At 70.3% G+C, this 15,145-nt stretch carries 19 protein-coding genes and 1 pseudogene; 9 read left to right on the top strand and 11 right to left on the bottom strand.

Annotated elements, in window-relative coordinates:
• Positions 1-5: 5 nt before the first annotated feature.
• Entirely contained in the window at positions 6-449 is a 444-nt protein-coding gene (gene rplM / locus ASF35_RS06335; RefSeq protein WP_055964390.1) for a 50S ribosomal protein L13, read from the bottom strand.
• A gap of 326 nt (positions 450-775) precedes the next feature.
• On the opposite strand from rplM, the gene ASF35_RS06330 reads away from it, so the two are divergent.
• The 3 genes from ASF35_RS06330 to ASF35_RS06320 all read left to right on the top strand — a co-directional run bounded on the left by ASF35_RS06330 (position 776) and on the right by ASF35_RS06320 (position 4,466).
• The gene (locus ASF35_RS06330) at positions 776-2,101 is read left to right on the top strand and encodes a citrate synthase (protein WP_082480663.1); all 1,326 of its coding nucleotides are present in this window, start codon (positions 776-778) and stop codon (positions 2,099-2,101) included.
• A 320-nt stretch (positions 2,102-2,421) separates the two neighbouring features.
• Positions 2,422-2,922 (top strand): TadE/TadG family type IV pilus assembly protein, encoded by a 501-nt coding sequence (locus ASF35_RS06325; RefSeq protein ID WP_055964384.1) that lies wholly within the window; start codon positions 2,422-2,424, stop codon positions 2,920-2,922.
• A complete protein-coding gene (locus ASF35_RS06320) occupies positions 2,919-4,466 on the top strand; it encodes a pilus assembly protein TadG-related protein (protein WP_055964381.1) in 1,548 nt (515 codons plus the stop codon). The genes ASF35_RS06325 and ASF35_RS06320 overlap by 4 nt, the downstream gene beginning before the upstream one ends.
• 4 nt (positions 4,467-4,470) lie before the next feature.
• Here ASF35_RS06320 and ASF35_RS06315 read toward each other — a convergent pair whose 3' ends face one another.
• Positions 4,471-5,775, bottom strand: a complete 1,305-nt coding sequence (locus tag ASF35_RS06315; RefSeq protein WP_082495387.1) for a metallophosphoesterase family protein — start codon at positions 5,773-5,775, stop codon at positions 4,471-4,473.
• Positions 5,776-5,804: 29 nt separating this feature from the next.
• Between ASF35_RS06315 and truA the strand changes: the two genes are divergently transcribed.
• From truA to ASF35_RS06300, 3 genes are read left to right on the top strand one after another with little or no spacing between them, the layout of a single operon-like run.
• Positions 5,805-6,620: a tRNA pseudouridine(38-40) synthase TruA gene (gene truA, locus ASF35_RS06310; RefSeq protein WP_055964375.1), complete on the top strand. Its 816-nt coding sequence runs from the start codon at positions 5,805-5,807 to the stop codon at positions 6,618-6,620.
• 41 nt (positions 6,621-6,661) lie between these two features.
• A complete protein-coding gene (locus ASF35_RS06305) occupies positions 6,662-7,540 on the top strand; it encodes an endo alpha-1,4 polygalactosaminidase (protein WP_055966253.1) in 879 nt (292 codons plus the stop codon).
• Between the two features lie 55 nt (positions 7,541-7,595).
• Positions 7,596-8,195, top strand: coding sequence for a class I SAM-dependent methyltransferase (locus tag ASF35_RS06300; RefSeq protein ID WP_156367968.1), 600 nt, complete (start codon positions 7,596-7,598; stop codon positions 8,193-8,195).
• Between the two features lie 92 nt (positions 8,196-8,287).
• On the opposite strand, the gene rplQ is transcribed toward ASF35_RS06300, so the two are convergent.
• The 7 genes from rplQ to infA all read right to left on the bottom strand — a co-directional run bounded on the left by rplQ (position 8,288) and on the right by infA (position 12,020).
• The gene (gene rplQ / locus ASF35_RS06295; protein WP_055964372.1) at positions 8,288-8,890 is read right to left on the bottom strand and encodes a 50S ribosomal protein L17; all 603 of its coding nucleotides are present in this window, start codon (positions 8,888-8,890) and stop codon (positions 8,288-8,290) included.
• 43 nt (positions 8,891-8,933) lie between these two features.
• The gene (locus ASF35_RS06290) at positions 8,934-9,944 is read right to left on the bottom strand and encodes a DNA-directed RNA polymerase subunit alpha (RefSeq protein WP_055964368.1); all 1,011 of its coding nucleotides are present in this window, start codon (positions 9,942-9,944) and stop codon (positions 8,934-8,936) included.
• A gap of 59 nt (positions 9,945-10,003) precedes the next feature.
• Positions 10,004-10,612 (bottom strand): 30S ribosomal protein S4, encoded by a 609-nt coding sequence (gene rpsD / locus ASF35_RS06285; RefSeq protein ID WP_055964365.1) that lies wholly within the window; start codon positions 10,610-10,612, stop codon positions 10,004-10,006.
• Positions 10,613-10,653: 41 nt separating this feature from the next.
• Positions 10,654-11,052, bottom strand: coding sequence for a 30S ribosomal protein S11 (gene rpsK / locus ASF35_RS06280; RefSeq protein ID WP_055964362.1), 399 nt, complete (start codon positions 11,050-11,052; stop codon positions 10,654-10,656).
• A 5-nt stretch (positions 11,053-11,057) separates the two neighbouring features.
• Complete coding sequence (rpsM, locus tag ASF35_RS06275) at positions 11,058-11,426, bottom strand: 30S ribosomal protein S13 (protein WP_055964358.1); 369 nt, start codon at positions 11,424-11,426, stop codon at positions 11,058-11,060.
• Between the two features lie 185 nt (positions 11,427-11,611).
• The gene (gene rpmJ, locus ASF35_RS06270) at positions 11,612-11,725 is read right to left on the bottom strand and encodes a 50S ribosomal protein L36 (protein ID WP_008361054.1); all 114 of its coding nucleotides are present in this window, start codon (positions 11,723-11,725) and stop codon (positions 11,612-11,614) included.
• A gap of 73 nt (positions 11,726-11,798) precedes the next feature.
• Positions 11,799-12,020 (bottom strand): translation initiation factor IF-1, encoded by a 222-nt coding sequence (infA, locus tag ASF35_RS06265; RefSeq protein WP_007078610.1) that lies wholly within the window; start codon positions 12,018-12,020, stop codon positions 11,799-11,801.
• Between the two features lie 231 nt (positions 12,021-12,251).
• Between infA and ASF35_RS17675 the strand changes: the two are divergent.
• A pseudogene (locus ASF35_RS17675) lies at positions 12,252-12,749 on the top strand (VOC family protein); the annotation flags it as partial.
• Complete coding sequence (locus ASF35_RS18610) at positions 12,631-12,966, top strand: VOC family protein (RefSeq protein WP_369797007.1); 336 nt, start codon at positions 12,631-12,633, stop codon at positions 12,964-12,966. The pseudogene ASF35_RS17675 and the gene ASF35_RS18610, both read left to right, overlap by 119 nt.
• 10 nt (positions 12,967-12,976) lie before the next feature.
• On the opposite strand, the gene ASF35_RS06255 is transcribed toward ASF35_RS18610, so the two are convergent.
• A complete protein-coding gene (locus tag ASF35_RS06255; RefSeq protein WP_055964351.1) occupies positions 12,977-13,417 on the bottom strand; it encodes an Lrp/AsnC family transcriptional regulator in 441 nt (146 codons plus the stop codon).
• Positions 13,418-13,570: 153 nt separating this feature from the next.
• On the opposite strand from ASF35_RS06255, the gene ddaH reads away from it, so the two are divergent.
• A complete protein-coding gene (gene ddaH / locus ASF35_RS06250) occupies positions 13,571-14,446 on the top strand; it encodes a dimethylargininase (protein ID WP_235499108.1) in 876 nt (291 codons plus the stop codon).
• 27 nt (positions 14,447-14,473) lie between these two features.
• Here the strand turns inward: ddaH and ASF35_RS06245 are convergent, their stop codons facing one another.
• On the bottom strand, positions 14,474-15,118 hold the full coding sequence (locus tag ASF35_RS06245; protein ID WP_055964348.1) for a heme oxygenase (biliverdin-producing): 645 nt from the start codon (positions 15,116-15,118) through the stop codon (positions 14,474-14,476).
• Between the last annotated feature and the right edge of the window lie 27 nt (positions 15,119-15,145).

Genomic DNA, 15,145 nt, shown 5'->3' with positions numbered 1-15,145 from the left:
GGTGCTCACTGGGAGATCTGCTTGATCTCGTACGGCTGGGGCTGCTGCGGCGCGTGCGGGTGCTCCGGGCCGGCGTAGACCTTCAGCTTCTTGATGATCTTGTCGCCGAGGCGGTTCTTCGGCAGCATGCCGCGCACGGACTTCTCGATGGCCTTGCGGGCGTCCTTCTCGAGCAGGTCGCCGTACGCGATCTGCTTGAGCCCGCCCGGGTAGCCGCTGTGACGGTAGACCGGCTTGTCGGTGCGCTTGTTGCCGGTCAGCGCCACCTTGTCGGCGTTGATGATGATGACGAAGTCACCACCGTCGACATGCGGGGCGAAGGTCGCCTTGTGCTTGCCGCGCAGCAGGTGCGCGGCCGACACGGCAAGACGGCCCAGGACGACGTCCTGAGCATCGATGACGTGCCACTGATGGCTGATGTCAGCAGGCTTGGGGCTGTACGTAGGCACGGCGTGACCTTCTCGTTGTGGTTCTGGGTGGCACTAGCTGGATCTGGGTCGTTGTCGCTGCACGTCCGGACCGTGGGCGGACCACACGTTCTCCGTGGCCGTCGAGTCCGGGGGCACAGGCCGCCTGGGCTTCGGCGCAGGACCGCCGGGAGGCGATCGCGCACGCAGGGCACAACGACGTCCAAGAGTAACCGGCGTGGCCGCACGCGGTCAAAACGGGTGGGCGTGGCCGGACGTCGAGGCTTCCCGGCGCTCGCTCCTCGAGACCCAGCCGTGCGTGTCTCGGGAGGCCGCACTAGGTTGGAGATGAGTCCGGGGCCACATCAATGACCCGTTCAGCACGTCACAGGAGACCCATCGTGACCGACCAGACCTTGACCGTCCGCGACAACCGGACGGGCGACGAGTACGAGCTCGAGATCACGGACGGCACCGTCCGCGCGTCCGATCTCGGCAAGATCGGCAAGACCGAGGACGACCCCGGCATCGCCGTGTACGACCCCGGGTTCACCAACACCGCGTCGACCCGCAGCGCCGTCACCTTCATCGACGGCGAGAAGGGCATCCTCGAGTACCGCGGGTACCCGATCGAGCAGCTCGCGGAGTCCTCCACCTTCCTGGAGGTCGCGTACCTGCTCATCCACGGCGAGCTGCCCACGAAGGAGCAGCACGACCAGTGGGTGCACGACATCACGTTCCACACGTTCGTGCACGAGAACCTCAAGAGCCTCATGCAGGGCTTCCGCTACGACGCGCACCCCATGGGCATGCTGCTGTCGAGCGTCGGCGCCCTCTCGACGTTCTACCCCGAGGCCCGGGCCATCCACGACCCCGACGTCCGACGCGAGCAGATCGTGCGCATGATCGCCAAGATGCCGACGCTCGGCGCCTGGTCGTTCCGCCACGCGCAGGGCAAGCCGTACGTCTACCCCGACAACGAGCTCTCCTACACGGAGAACTTCCTGTCGATGCTGTTCAAGATGAGCGAGCCGAAGTACGACCCGGACCCGCGTCTGGCCAAGGCCCTCGACGTGCTGCTGATCCTGCACGCCGACCACGAGCAGAACTGCTCGACCAACGCGGTGCGCTCGGTCGGTTCGAGCCAGGTCGATCCGTACTCGGCGGTCTCGGCCGGCATCGCGGCGCTCTACGGCCCCCTGCACGGTGGCGCCAACGAGGCCGTGCTGCGCATGCTCAAGCGGATCGGGACGAAGGACAAGATCCCGGAGTTCATCGAGGGCGTGAAGAACGGCGACGAGAAGCTCATGGGCTTCGGTCACCGCGTCTACAAGAACTACGACCCGCGCGCCAAGATCATCAAGAAGGCGTGTGACGACGTCTTCGAGGTGACCGGCGTCAACCCGCTGCTCGAGATCGCCCAGGAGCTGGAGAAGATCGCGCTGGAGGACGAGTACTTCGTCTCCCGCAAGCTCTACCCGAACGTCGACTTCTACTCCGGCCTCATCTACGAGGCGCTGCAGTTCCCGCCCGAGATGTTCACGGTGCTGTTCGCGATCGGTCGCACGCCGGGCTGGCTGGCCCAGTGGCTCGAGCTGGTCGACGACAAGGAGCAGAAGATCGCGCGCCCGAAGCAGATCTACACCGGTGACCGGACCCTCGAGTTCGTGCCCGCGGAGCAGCGCTGGGCCTGACGCCCACCCACGCGAGTGAACCCCCGCCTCGGCGGGGGTTCTCTCGTTTCCGCCCGGCGGGGTTCCGGGCCGCGGACGGATGGCCAGCCGGCGGGGGTTCCGGGCCACGGGCGGATGACCAGCCGGCGGGGGTTCCGGGCCACGGGCGGATGACCAGCACAGCCCCCTGTTCCCTGATTCCAGGGACAGGGGGCCTTTCGTCACGCTAGATTTCAGGACGAAAGCCTCGGCCGGATGGGAGTTCCGGGACGGGGAGGGAGCTTTCGCGTCGGTCCTGCACAGGGCGGAGCCGACAGGTCACGGGTCGAGGGAGCATCGTGATGGTCGGACCACGACAGGCACGCACGGACGACGGGCGATCGCGCCGTCGTCGCGACGACGGTGCTGCTGCGGTCGAGTTCGCCCTCGTGCTGCCGATCTTCGTCGCGCTGCTGTTCGGTGTCATCAGCTACGGCTGGATGCTGAGCTACCGCCAAGGCATCAGCCAGGCCGCCGCCGAGGGCGCCCGCGCCATGGCCGTCTCCGTCTCCCCCACGGGGTCGACCGTGCCGGCCGATCGAGCCCGAGCGGCGATCAACCGCTCGCTCTCCTCCTACGGCGTCACCTGCACCTCGACAGGCACGCTCACCCGCAACGGCGCCACGGTCGGGACGTGCAGCGTCTCCACCACGGCGTGCACGACCGGCTCGACCGTGCAGTGCGCCCGGATCGCGATCAGCCACAACTACCGCGCCAACCCGCTGATCCCGTCCTTCCCCGGGCTCGGCATCACCCTCCCCACCACCATCGGCTACACCACGACCAGCGAGGTGAGCTCGTGAGGCGCCAGCGCCGTGACGAGCGGGGCGCCATCCTTCCCCTGACCGCGCTCATCATGGTCATCGTGGTCGGCTTCACCGCGTTCGCGACCGATCTCGGGGTGCAGCGCGTCGCTGCGCGCGACATGCAGGCGGTCGCCGACGTGGCCGCCCTCGACGCCGCACGCAAGCTGCCGACCTGCACCACGTCGACGCTCCAGGCCGCGGCGAACGCGAGCCTGGCCCGCCAGGGCCGCCGCGTCGGCACGTCGTCGCCGCTGGTCGTGACGCCGGGCCACCTCAGCTCCACCGGTGCCTTCGTCGCGGGCTCCGGCACCACCGGCTGCGACGCGGTGCGAATCACCGCGGCCACGACCGTGGACTACGCCTTCGCCCCCGTGATCGGGAACGACTCGGGCTCGGCCACACGGACGGCGATCGGGACACGGTCCGACGCGGCCGTCTGCTTCTCCGTCGGCACCAAGACGCTCACGCTCAGCACGTCCGGCAGCGCCATCGGGCCGATCCTCGACCGCGTCATCAAGGTCAACGGCCTCGACGTCGTCGGCTACACGGGCCTCGTGAGCCTCAAGAACGTGCAGGTCCCGCTCGTCGACCTCGCGGCCGCCCTCGGCGTCGGCACGCCGCAGGAGCTCGCAGCGCTCGACGTCTCCCTGCAGACGTTCACGCTGGCGGCGGCCTCCGTCGTCCGCAAGCAGGGCGACCTCGTGAGCGCGACCCTGCTGGAGTCGATCGCAGCGCGTGCCACGGGTCTGCGGGCCGACGTGAGCAACTTCCTCGCACTCGACACCACCGGCAACGCCGCCCTCTCGGCGACGGTCAACGCGCTCGACCTCGTCGGGGCGTCCATCGTCGCCGCCAACGGCACCAACGCCTTGCGCATCGACCAGCTCGGTCTCAGCCTCCCGCTCGGCCTGCTCAACGCCAACGCCCAGATCGTCATCGTCGAGCCACCACAGATCGCCTGCGGCAAGGCCGGGGTCACCGCCCGCACGGCCCAGGCCCGGGTCGACCTCGAGACCACCGTGGGGACCTCGCTCCTCGCCTACGCCGAGATCAGCATGGGCGTCCGCGTCGGCGAGGGTACGGCCACCCTGTCGTCCTTGCAGTGCACGGGCCCGGCGAGCGTCACCATCGCCGGGCAGACCACGGCGGCGCGCGTCGTCGGGTACGGAGGCACGGGGTCGGCCCGACTGACCGCAGCCAGCCTGTTGAACCCCCGCAAGGACCTTCCTCTCCACCTCAAGGAGGTGGTGGCTGCGACGAACGCGGGCAGCCACACCTTCACCTACCCCGCCGGCGCGGGCCTTCCCACGCCCGCCAACCACACCTTCAGCAGCAGCGTGAACTTCGCCGTCGAGGTCGACAACAACGGTCTGCTGGGCGGTCTGCTCTCGTCCGTGACGAACTTCCTCCTGACGGTGCTCAACCCCCTGCTCGAGGGTCTGCTCACGCCCCTGCTCTCGTCGCTCGGGATCAAGATCGGCACCATGGACGTCACGATGCTCAGCCGCCCCTCGTGCAACGCCGTCCGCCTGGCCGGCTGAGCGCTCAGCGTCGGGTGACGGACTTGTCGCCGTCGGCGTCCTTGGTGATCGTCACGTCGTCGAGGGCCGCACCGTACGCGATCGACGGCGTCGAGCCCGAGCCCTTGGACGCGACGATGGAGCGGAACCGCAGCGTGTCCGCGGCGACGTCGACCACCTGGTAGGTGCTGATCCTCTCGGCCCACCGCGCACGGGTGGCGCCTCGGCGGTCCCAGTCGGCGCGCGAGATCTCGTAGTACTTGGGGCCGGACACGGAGGTCGCGAACACCGTGCTGTCGGGGTCGCCCCGGTGCCCGCTGCTGAAGACGTGGTCGTGACCGCTGAGCACGAGGTCGACGTCGTGCTTCTCGATGACGGGCAGGACCGTCGAGAAGACGGCGCTGTTGGTGCGGTCGGCCCGCGACGCGAAGGGACCGGCGTGCAGCAGCACGACGCTCCACCGGTTCGGGTTGTCCTGCAGCTGTGCGTCCAGGAAGCGGGCCTGGGCCGCGAGGTCGGAGCCGAAGGAGTCGAGCACCACGAAGCGGACGCCCTGCTGGTCGAAGCGGTACCAGGTGGGTCGCTGGCCGGAGACGCCGTTGGACGGCGACGAGAAGTAGGTGCGGAACCCCTGCGCGTTGCCCGAGCGGCAGTCCCGCACGAGGATGCACTGCTCGTGGTTGCCGATGGAGGCCACCACGTTGCGGCTCGTCCGCACCGGCGCGAGCGCGGCCATGAGGTCCACCCACTCCTGGTGGACCCACGGGTGGTTCACGACGTCGCCGGCGTGCAGCACGAGGTTGGCCGAGGGGAAGCGGTTCACCGCGGCCTTGACGATGGCGGCCGGGCGGTCGGCGTTGGCGACCTGGGTGTCGCCCAGGGTGAGGAACGTCCAGGGCTCCAGCTCGGTCGCGGACGTCGTGAAGTGGTAGTCGCCCGCGCTGCCGCCGTTGTTGACCACCCGGTAGCGGTAGCGCGTTCCGGGCTCCAGGCCGGTCAGCGTCGCCGTGTAGGCCGGGCGGGCCGAACCGCTGTCGCGCACGCTGGTCGCGGTCTTGCGCCGGGCCGCCGCGCGCACCTGGGTGCCGCCGCCGACCGGCTGCGCGACGACGCGCTGGTTGCCCCACGCCTTCACCGAGCGCCACGTGACGACCTGCGAGGCCGAGGTCGCCGCCGGGCTGAGCACGACCGCCATCGGCGGCGTCCCGGTGCTCGCGGCCGGCGCCGCGTCCCCGTCGACCACGGGTGCGGAACGGTCCTCGTCGGGCGCCGCGGAGCAGCCGCCCACCAGCAGGGCCATGCTCGCCAGTACCACCGGTCCGGTCCTCATGGGTCCACCGTAGGCACTACCGTGGCCGCGTGCGACTGCGACTCGACCTCTCCTACGACGGCGCAGGGTTCCGGGGCTGGGCCACCCAGCCCAGCCTGCGCACCGTTCAGGAGACCGTCGAGTCGGCGATCGGGACCGTCCTGAGGCTCGAGGAGCGGCCCTCGCTCACGTGCGCGGGACGCACCGATGCCGGGGTGCACGCCCGCGGCCAGGTGGCCCACGTGGACCTCGACGACACCGTGCAGCCCGACCAGCTGGCCCGTCGGCTCCGCCGGATCCTGCCCGACGACGTCGTCGTGCACGCGGTCACCGCCGCTCCGGACGGGTTCGACGCGCGGTTCGCCGCGGTGGAGCGCCGCTACGCCTACCGCCTCCAGGACCAGCCCGGACGGCTCGACCCGTTGGCCCGGGCGCACGTGGTCGCGTGGCCGAAGCCGCTCGACGTCGAGGCGATGAACGCAGCCGGGGTGCTGCTGACCGGGGAGCACGACTTCGCCGCGTTCTGCCGCCGACGCGAGGGCGCCACGACGATCCGGACCCTGCTCGAGCTGACGACGACCCGCTCCCCCGGCGACGGGCTCCTCGTCACCACGGTGCGCGCCGACGCGTTCTGCCACTCCATGGTGCGTGCCCTGATGGGTGCGCTCGTGGCCGTCGGCGAGGGTCGGTACGAGCCGTCCTGGGCGCGCGACGTGCTGCGGACCGGTGAGCGCGACCCCCGCGTGAAGGTGATGCCGGCCCACGGGCTGGTGCTCGAGGAGGTCGTGTACCCGTCCGACGACCGGTTGGCCGCCCGAGCCCACGAGGCACGCCGACGTCGCGACGAGCCCACCGAGGGCCCCTGAACGCGTCCGGGCGGCGCCCGCGGCCCCGTATCGTGGTGACGGTGCCGACCTCCCCCCGCCGCCGCGCCTCGACACGCCTCCGCGCGCCACGCCCCGTCGGTGCCCGCCTCGTCGGCGCCTGCCTCGTGGTCGCCCTGACGGTTGCCTGCTCGGCACAGGGCGCGCCCGCCGCCCCGCCGGCGACACCGTCGGCCACCGCGCCCGCCCCCCTGCCGCGCGACGCCGTCGTCGACTACCAGCTCGGGGGCGCGTACCGCCCCGCGGCCGACGTCACCGTGGTCGTGCGCGACCGCACCGAGAAGCCCGATCCCACCCGGTACTCGGTCTGCTACGTCAACGCCTTCCAGACGCAGCCCGGACAGCTCGGCTGGTGGAAGAAGCACCACCCGACCCTGCTGCTGAAGCGCCAGGGCGTCCTCGTGCGCGACCCGGGCTGGCCCGACGAGGTGCTGCTGGACCAGCGCACCGCCGCGAAGCGCGCCGCCATCGTCTCGATCGTCTCCGGCTGGTTCCGCGGGTGCGCGAAGGCCGGGTACGACGCGATCGAGGCCGACAACCTCGACGCCTGGACCCGCTCGCGCTCACTCCTCACCCGGGCACAGACGACGTCGACGGCGAAGGGACTCGTCCGCGCCGCCCACGCGACAGGGCTGGCGATCGCGCAGAAGAACACGCCCGAGATCGACGGCCGCGCCCTCGGCTTCGACTTCGCGGTGGCCGAGGAGTGCGAGGTGTACCGCGAGTGCGGCGACTACACGCGGCTCTACGGGCGCGGCGTCGTCGAGATCGAGTACACCGACAACGGTCGGGCGGCCTACGCGCGTGCCTGCCGCCAGCGAGCCGGCGACCACCCCATCACGCTCCGCGACCGCGACGTGGTGCCTCGTGGCGCGCGCGGCCACGTGTTCCAGCACTGCTGACCACGACGTCCGGGCACCGACCGTGCTGCCCGACGCCTGCTGCGAGGATGAGCACGTGACCGGGCACTACTTCGACGACCGGCCCTCCGGGGCCGACGACCGCCGGAGCGTGCGCTTCGACGCCTGGCAGCACACGTTCACGTGCACCACGAGTGGCGGAGTCTTCTCCGCCGACCACCTCGACCACGCCACGCGGATCCTGCTCGACTCGGCGGGTCCGCCCAGCGGCACGGTGCTCGACCTCGGGTGCGGGTGGGGGCCGATCAGCTGTGCGGTCGCTGCCGCGTCGCCCTCGGCGACCGTCTGGGCGGTCGACGTGAACGAGCGCGCCCGCGAGCTGACCCGCCTGAACGCCGCGGCGGCCGGCGCGGCCGACCGCGTGCACGTGGCCGCTCCCGACGAGGTGCCCACCGACCTGCGGTTCGACGCCCTGTGGTCGAACCCGCCGATCCGCATCGGCAAGCAGGCCCTGCACGACCTGCTCCAGCACTGGCTGGCGCGGCTCAGCGACGACGGTCACGCCCGCCTGGTGGTGGGCAAGAACCTCGGTGCCGACAGCCTGCAGCGCTGGCTCACCGACCAGGGCTGGCCCACCGAGCGCACGGCCAGCAGCAAGGGCTTCCGCGTGCTGACCGTGCGCCGCGGGGAGCACTGACGTCGAGGCACCCGCACCGCCGGCCCAGCAGGTCCACGCACGAACGGCCCCCACCGCAGTCGCGGTGGGGGCCGTTCGTCGACGGGCCTGGATCAGGCCTTGTCGGTGTCCTCGGAGGTCGCAGCCTCGTCGGTGCTCGTCTCGTCGACGGCCTCGGCCGCAGCCTCGACGTCCTCGGAGGTGGCCGGCTCGGTCTCGGACTCCGTGGCCGGAGCACCGGCGACGACGTCGGTCTCGACCTGCTCGGCGTCGTCGGACGCGTTCACCGCGGGGGTCTCGTCCTCGACCGGAGCCGCGGCGGGTGCAGCGGCAGGAGCGGTCGCCTGCGCGGCGAACTCCTTGGCCTCGACGATCTCGATGACGGCCATGGGGGCGTTGTCGCCCTTGCGCGGACCGATCTTCGTGATGCGCGTGTAGCCGCCGGGACGGCTCGCCATGGCGGGACCGATCTCGGTGAACAGGGTGTGCAGGACGCTCTTGTCACGCACGACCTTGACGACCTGGCGGCGGTTGGCCACCGTGTCGGTCTTGGCCTTGGTGATGAGCTGCTCGGCGTAGGGCCGCAGACGGCGGGCCTTGGCCTCGGTGGTGGTGATCCGGCCGTGCTCGAACAGAGCCGTCGCGAGGTTGGCCAGGATCAGGCGCTGGTGCGACGGGCTGCCGCCGAGGCGGGCTCCCTTGGTGGGCGTGGGCATGTGTCTGTCTCCAGGTCAGTGAACAGGTCGATGAGCGAGCAGCTCAGTACTGCTCGTCCTCGGCGAAGCTGGCGTCGTCGTCGTAGGAGTCGAGCACGGCCGACGGGTCGAACCCGGCCGGGCTGTCCTTGAGGGCCAGGCCCATCTCGGCCAGCTTGGCCTTGACCTCGTCGATCGACTTCGAGCCGAAGTTGCGGATGTCGAGCAGGTCCTGCTCCGAGCGCGTGATGAGCTCACCCACGGAGTGGATGCCCTCGCGCTTGAGGCAGTTGTACGAGCGGACCGTGAAGTTCAGGTCCTCGATCGGCAGGGCGAGGTCGGCGGCGAGCTGCTCGTCGACGGGCGACGGGCCGATGTCGATGCCCTCGGCCTCGACGTTGAGCTCACGAGCCAGGCCGAACAGCTCGACCAGGGTCGAGCCGGCCGACGCGATCGCGTCACGCGGCGCCATCGACGACTTCGTCTCGACGTCGATGATCAGCTTGTCGAAGTCGGTGCGCTGCTCGACTCGGGTGGCCTCGACCTTGTAGGTGACCTTGAGGACGGGGCTGTAGATCGAGTCGATCGGCATGCGGCCGATCTCCTCGTCGCCGGTCTTGTTCTGCACCGCCGAGACGTAGCCACGGCCACGCTCCACGACGAGCTCGATCTCCAGGCTGGCCTTGTCGTTCAGCGTGGCGATGTGCAGGTCGGGGTTGTGGACCTCGACGCCCGCGGGGGCCTCGATGTCGGCCGCGGTGGCCACACCGGCACCCTGCTTGCGCAGGACCATGACGAACGGCTCGTCGTGCTCGGAGGAGACGACCAGGTTCTTGAGGTTGAGGATGATCTCGGTGACGTCCTCGGTGACACCGGGGACGGTGGAGAACTCGTGCTGGATGCCGTCGATCTTGATCGACGTGACCGACGCGCCCGGGATGGAGCTGAGGAGCGTGCGGCGCAGCGAGTTGCCGAGGGTGTAGCCGAAGCCGGGCTCGAGAGGCTCGATGACGAACCGCGAACGGTTGTCGGCGACGACCTCTTCGGTCAGGACGGGGCGCTGTGCGATGAGCATGGAACTTCCTTTCCGGTCCTCCCGCTATTTGAAGGACCGGCTCAGTGGAACGGGGGCGATCAGATCTTGGAGTAGAACTCCACGATCAGCTGCTCCTGGATGGGGACGGTGATCTGCTCGCGGACCGGGCGCTGGTGCACCAGGATCCGACCACGATCGGGATCGACGTCGAGCCAGCCGGGAACGGTGTCCTTGTCGTGCGTCTCACGGGCGACGATGAACGGCGTCGTCTCCAGGCTCTTGGGCTTGACGTCGATGATGTCGTGCTTGCTGACCTGGAAGGACGGGATGTTCGTCTTCACGCCGTTGACGATGAAGTGTCCGTGCGTCACGAGCTGGCGCGCGTGGCGACGGGTGCGGGCCAGGCCGGCACGGTAGACGACGTTGTCGAGCCGGCTCTCGAGCAGGCTCAGCAGGTTGTCACCGGTCTTGCCGGGCTTGCGGTGCGCGTTCTCGTAGTACTTGCGGAACTGCTTCTCGAGGACGCCGTAGGTGTAGCGCGCCTTCTGCTTCTCCTGCAGCTGGGTGCGGTACTCCGACTCCTTGATGCGGGCACGACCGTGCATGCCCGGGGGGTAGGGACGACGCTCGAACGCGGCGTCGCCACCGACGAGGTCGACGCCGAGACGGCGCGACTTCTTGGTGAGAGGTCCGGTGTAACGGGCCATGATCTAACTCCTGGATTCTTCGCGGACTCTGATCGCGGGGATCAGAGACGACGGTGCTTGGGGGGACGGCAGCCGTTGTGGGGGCTGGGGGTCACGTCGGAGATGGTGCCGACCTCGAGGCCGACGCCGCTCAGCGACCGGATCGCCGTCTCGCGGCCCGAACCCGGGCCCTTCACGAAGACGTCGACCTTCTTCATCCCGTGCTCCATCGCCTGGCGACCGGCGGCCTCGGCCGCCATGCCCGCCGCGAAGGGCGTGGACTTGCGCGAGCCCTTGAAGCCGACGGTTCCGCCGGAGGCCCACGCGATCACTCCACCACTGGGGTCGGTGATCGTCACGTGCGTGTTGTTGAACGTGCTCTTGATGTGGGCCTGGCCCTGAACGACGTTCTTCTTCTCCTTGCGGCGCACCTTCTTGGCGCCTGCACTCTTAGGAGGCATCTAGATCACTTCTTCTTTCCGGCGACGGTGCGCTTCGGGCCCTTGCGGGTGCGCGCATTGGTCTTGGTGCGCTGGCCGCGGACGGGCAGGTGCGCACGGTGGCGACGGCCCTGGTACGAACCGATCTCCATCTTGCGACGGATGTCGGCCGTGACCTCACGGCGCAGGTCGCCCTCGACCTGGTAGTTGGCCTCGATGTGGTCACGCAGCGCGACGAGCTGGTCGTCGTTCAGCTCGTGGACGCGGACGTCCGGGCTGATGCCGGTGGCGGCGAGGGTGTCGGCGGCGCGGGTGCGCCCGACGCCGAAAATGTAGGTGAGTGCGATCTCGATGCGCTTGTCGCGCGGGAGATCGACTCCGACGAGGCGTGCCATGGTGGCAGTTCCTTCCGGTTCGGCAGAGGTGTCGTCACCTGGGGCGTCCCGGCTGCCTCCAGGACTCCCATGGTGGGTTCCTGAGCCGGGCCCCGGCCTCTGCGCCGGGGGTGACCCGCGTCCGCCTCGTGGGAGGAGGCGCGGGAGCCATCAGATGTTCAGTGTGTCGCGGTGAAGAAGTGCGATCAGCCCTGGCGCTGCTTGTGCCGGGGGTTCTCGCAGATCACCATGACTCGGCCGTGGCGACGGATCACCTTGCACTTGTCACAGATCTTCTTCACGCTCGGGTTGACCTTCATCGAGAAGCTCTCTCTTCTTCAGTCTGAACGTGTATCGGTGTGCAGTTGTCTCGTGCTCCGGCCTGGGCCGGGGTCACTTGTAGCGGTAGACGATCCGTCCACGGCTGAGGTCGTACGGCGACAGCTCCACCACGACCCGATCCTCGGGGAGGATGCGGATGTAGTGCTGGCGCATCTTGCCGCTGATGTGCGCCAGGACCTTGTGGCCGTTGGCCAGCTCGACCCGGAACATCGCGTTCGGGAGTGCCTCGACGACAGCACCCTCCATCTCGATGACGCCTTCTTTTTTCGCCATGGACCTCAGCTTCTCGGTTTGATCGTCTGTGTCGGCCAACGCACGCGACGGCACCCTCGACTCCGAGGAGCCGTTCCACGCGGCGCGAACCGCGAGGACCGAACCCTGAGGACTGAACCTCCGAGGGCAGGGGGTCGTGACGCCCGAATCAGGCCGACAGGGAAGTCTACGTCGGCGGGGGCCCTTCGTTCAAATCGGGTCCCGGTGCCGCACCTCGGGCAGGATGGCGCCATGCGGCTCGAGAACATCGTCTGGGACTCGCCCGATCCGCGCGCGCTCGGCCACTTCTGGGCCGAGGCCCTCGGCGCCGACGTGCTGACCGAGGACGACGACGGCCTCGAGGCGCGCCTGCACCTCGCGCCGCAGGTGTTCCTCGACCTCTGCTTCCCGCCCGCCTCGACGCCCGCCGACGTCCCCCAGCGGCTCCACCTCGACCTGCGGGGCGCCGAGCAGCAGCACGCTGTCGCCGAGCGTCTCGTGGGGCTGGGCGCCCGCCGCGTCGACATCGGTCAGGGCGACGTCCCCTGGGTGGTGCTCGCGGACCCCGACGGCAACGCGTTCTGCGTCATGGAGGACCGCCCCGCCTACCGCGCCGGCTCCGGCCCGGTCGCTGCGCTCCCCCTCGACTGCGCCGACCCCGACCGGGAGGCGCGCTTCTGGGCCGCGGTCACCGGGTGGGCGCCCACGGCCGACCCCCCACGCCCTGGCCCACCCGTCGGGCGCGGGGCCGCTGCTGGAGCTGTGCCCGGAGCCCGGACCCCGCCGCGGGAAGTCGAGGCTGCACCTCGACGTGCGGCCCGGTCCCGCCGACGCCACCCCCCTCGACCTCGTCCGCGACCTCGGCGGCACCGTCCTCCCCCAGCCCGCACCAGGACTGCCGTGGACGGTGTGCGCCGACGCGTCGGGCAACGAGGTGTGCCTGCTCGGCGTCGCCCCACCCGCCTGATCGGCCGCCCTCAACCGGTGTAGCGGTCGATCAGCCTGGAGAGCACGATCGCGGTGTCGGTGTGGTCGACGTTGTCGACCTCCATGCGGACCCGTTCGAGCGCCCGCTCGAGGTCGCGGACGTCCCGCGCGACGATGCGCAGCATCGCGTCGGCCTGGCCCGACACCGTGGCGGCCGCGTGGACCTCCGGCACCTTCGCGAACGCCTCGCCGAGCGCCTCAGGCGTGATCGTGCCCCGGCAGTGCACCTCCACGTACGCCTCGACCGACCATCCCATCAGGTCGGGGTCCACGACGGCGGTGAAGCCCTTGATCACGCCGTCGTCGACGAGGCGGTCCATGCGGCGCTTCACCGCGGGTGCCGAGAGCCCCACGTCGGCGGCGATGCGGGCGTATCCCGCTCGTCCGTCGCGCACGAGGTGGTCGATGATGCGGCGGTCGAGGTCGTCCATGCCCTCATCGTGCAACAGATCGCCGCATCCGGGCCGGATTCGTCGGATTCCTGCGTGCCGACGTGCAGTTTCGAAGTCCTCGTTCGCGGGGAGCCGCGGCTAGGCTTGATTCGTTGCGTGAACACGCACCGTCGACCACCGCAGGAGGCCCTCGTGACCGTGCTCGACACCCGCACCCCCACTCACACGTCGCTCGACCGCGTCACCGCGCGCACCGCCCGCGTCCGCTCGTACCTGATGTGCGCACCCACCCACTTCGACGTCACCTACGCGATCAACGCGTGGATGCAGCCGGGCATCCACGTCGACCGCGACCGCGCCGTGGCGCAGTGGCAGGCGCTCGTCGAGACGTACCGCGCACTCGGGCACCGCGTGGACCTGCTGGAGCCTGCCGCCGGCCTGCCCGACATGGTGTTCGCCGCCAACGGCGCCCTGGTCGTCGACGGACGCGCCTACGGCGCCCGGTTCCGCCACGTCGAGCGCCAGGCCGAGGCCGTCCTGCACGCCGGACTGCTGAGGGAGCAGGGCATCGAGGTCGTCGAGCCGACCCACACCAACGAGGGCGAGGGCGACTTCCTGGTGCTCGCCTCCATGATCCTCGCCGGCACCGGCTTCCGCACGAGTCTGCACGCCCACGTGGAGGCGGCCGCCGCACTCGACCGGCCCGTCGTGAGCCTGGAGCTGGTCGACCCGCGGTTCTACCACCTCGACACCGCCCTCGCGGTGCTCGACGACGGGAACGGCGAGGCTCCGGCCGACATCGCCTACCTGCCCTCGGCCTTCTCGCCCCACAGCCGCCGGACCCTGCGTCAGCTGTTCCCCGACGCCATCGAGTGCAGCGAGGCCGACGCCCTGGTCCTGGGCCTCAACGCGGTGAGCGACGGCCACCACGTGGTCCTGCCGTCCCAGGCCACCCGCCTCGCGAGCCAGGTGGCCGACCACGGCTACGCGCCCGTCCCCGTGGACGTGAGCGAGCTGCTCAAGGCCGGCGGCAGCGTCAAGTGCTGCACCCAGGAGCACCACGCCTGAGACCGAGCGCGTCCTCGGCGACGCGCCTCAGCGTCGGTAGGCGTCGAGGTCGGCGGTGAGCTCCTCGAAGAGCGCGCCGTTCAGCCCGAAGACCGTCTTGACCTCGGTCAGCACGGCGAGCTTCTCCTCCGCCGTCAGGTCGAGGCCGTCGAGCCGGGCGCGGTAGGCGTCCTTGTAGGGCTTGGGCTTCGGGATGCCGGGGAAGGCGTAGAACGCGAGACCGTCCGGCCGCTCGAAGGTCTGCTCCAGGAGCCGTCCGATGATGCGGCCGCCGGAGAGGTCGCCGAGGTAGCGGGTGTAGTGGTGAGCCACGAACCGGGCCGGCGAGGCGGCGATGCTCTCGATGCGTGCCACGTACGCGTCGGTGGCCGGCGTCGCCGCGTGGCCGACGCCCCAGTGGGCCTGGTCCGCGTCGATCGAGGGTGTGCGCTCGAGCGCCGGATCGAGCACCGCGTCGGCGACGGGGTCGCCCGCGAGGGCGCGGCCGAGGGACTCGAGCGCGTCGTAGACCCGACGCAGGCGTGCCAGGTAGTCGGCGTACCCGCGGGCGTTCACCCGGCCCGCGAGGAGCTCGGTCATGAACGACGAGCCCTCGGCGGCCTGGTGCTCGGCCCGGGAGCCCTCGCGCAGAAGGCGCGAGAGCGAGGAGGTGTCGGGTTCGGCGATCGTCATGGGGAGCCCTTTCGTCGGGATCTATCG

This window comes from Aeromicrobium sp. Leaf291, from assembly GCF_001423365.1.
GTDB lineage: Bacteria > Actinomycetota > Actinomycetes > Propionibacteriales > Nocardioidaceae > Aeromicrobium.
The sequence above is the reverse complement of the archived record's forward strand: the minus strand, read 5'-3'. Positions and strand labels throughout refer to the sequence as shown.